General features: G+C 60.2%; 1 protein-coding gene and 1 other annotated feature. The gene reads right to left on the reverse strand.

Annotated elements, in window-relative coordinates; translation table 11 throughout:
- Positions 1 to 42 precede the first annotated feature (42 nt).
- Positions 43 to 1,274 (reverse strand): IS3 family transposase gene (locus ACSQ3I_RS28065; protein ID WP_436004462.1). Its coding sequence is split into 2 segments (ribosomal slippage): positions 43 to 983 and positions 983 to 1,274, totalling 1,233 coding nucleotides; the frame shifts between segments, so codons are not numbered across the junction.
- Positions 874 to 990, reverse strand: a sequence feature (AL1L pseudoknot). (Overlaps the previous gene by 117 nt.)
- Positions 1,275 to 1,324: the final 50 nt, after the last annotated feature.

A 1,324-nucleotide genomic window follows, 5' to 3' on the forward strand; every position in this document is an offset into this window, starting at 1 on the left:
GTTTGAAACGCCCCGGCTTTGCCGGAGACCGTTTGGTTTAAGTTATGCGGCCATGGCTGGCACGTCCAGCATGGCGTAGTAGCGTTGTTCTGCTTCGGCTGGCGGCATGTTTCCGATGGGCTCCAGAAGGCGGCGGTTGTTGAACCAGTCCACCCATTCGAGCGTGGCGAACTCTACGGCTTCGAAGTTGCGCCACGGTCCTCGCCGATGGATGACCTCGGCCTTGTAAAGCCCATTGATTGTTTCGGCGAGAGCATTGTCGTAGCTGTCGCCAACACTTCCGACGGAAGGCTCGATGCCCGCCTCCGCCAGCCGCTCGGAATACTTGATCGACACATATTGCACACCCCTGTCGGAGTGGTGGATGAGCCCACCGTGATGGATGGGCCGTCGGTCATGGAGTGCCTGATCCAGAGCATCGAGAACGAAACCTGCATGCGCTGTCCGGCTGGCCCGCCAGCCGACGATGCGGCGGGCGAAAGCATCAATCACGAAGGCGACATAGACAAAGCCCTGCCAGGTCGCGACATAGGTAAAATCAGAAAGCCAGAGCATGTTCGGCGCGGGGGCATAGAACTGCCGGTTCACGCGGTCGAGCGGACACGGTGCGGCTTTGTCCGACACGGTGGTTTTGACGGGCTTGCCGCGAATGATGCCCTGAAGGCCCATCATTCTCATAAGCCGTGCAACGGTGCAGCGAGCGACATCGAAGCCTTCTCGCTGCAACTGCCGCCAGACCTTCCGCACGCCATAGACCTGGAAGTTCTCGTTGAACACCCGGCGTATCTCGATCTTCATGGCCATGTCGCGCCGGGCGCGGACCGACAGGCGGTCCACGTCCGTGCGCTTGGCGACGACCTCATAATAGGTGGACGGGGCAATCGGCAGCAGCCTGCAGATCGGCTCGACCCCGAGCACCGAACGGTGGTCGTCGATAAAGGAAATCATCGCTTCAGTGGGCGGTCGAGCTCCGCCTGGGCAAAATATGCTGAGGCTTTGCGTAGAATCTCGTTCGCCTGACGAAGCTCGCGGTTCTCCCGCTCCAGAGCCTTCATCTTCTCGGCGACGTCACTTGGCAGACCCGCTCGTTTACCGCTGTCGACCTCGGCCTTCTTCACCCACTCATTGAGCGTATGCGCCGAGCAGCCGATCTTGGCTGCGATCGAGCAGACAGTCGCCCAACGGGAAGGATGCTCGGCTTCATGTTCCGACACCATTCGAACGGCGCGGGCGCGCACTTCAGGAGAGAATTTGTTCGTCGTCTTGCTTGTCATAGACCCTACTTCTCAAGAGTTGGGGTCTCCGGCAAACCCGGGGCGGTTCA

This window comes from Rhizobium sp. LjRoot30 (assembly GCF_964253915.1).
Lineage (GTDB): Bacteria > Pseudomonadota > Alphaproteobacteria > Rhizobiales > Rhizobiaceae > Metarhizobium.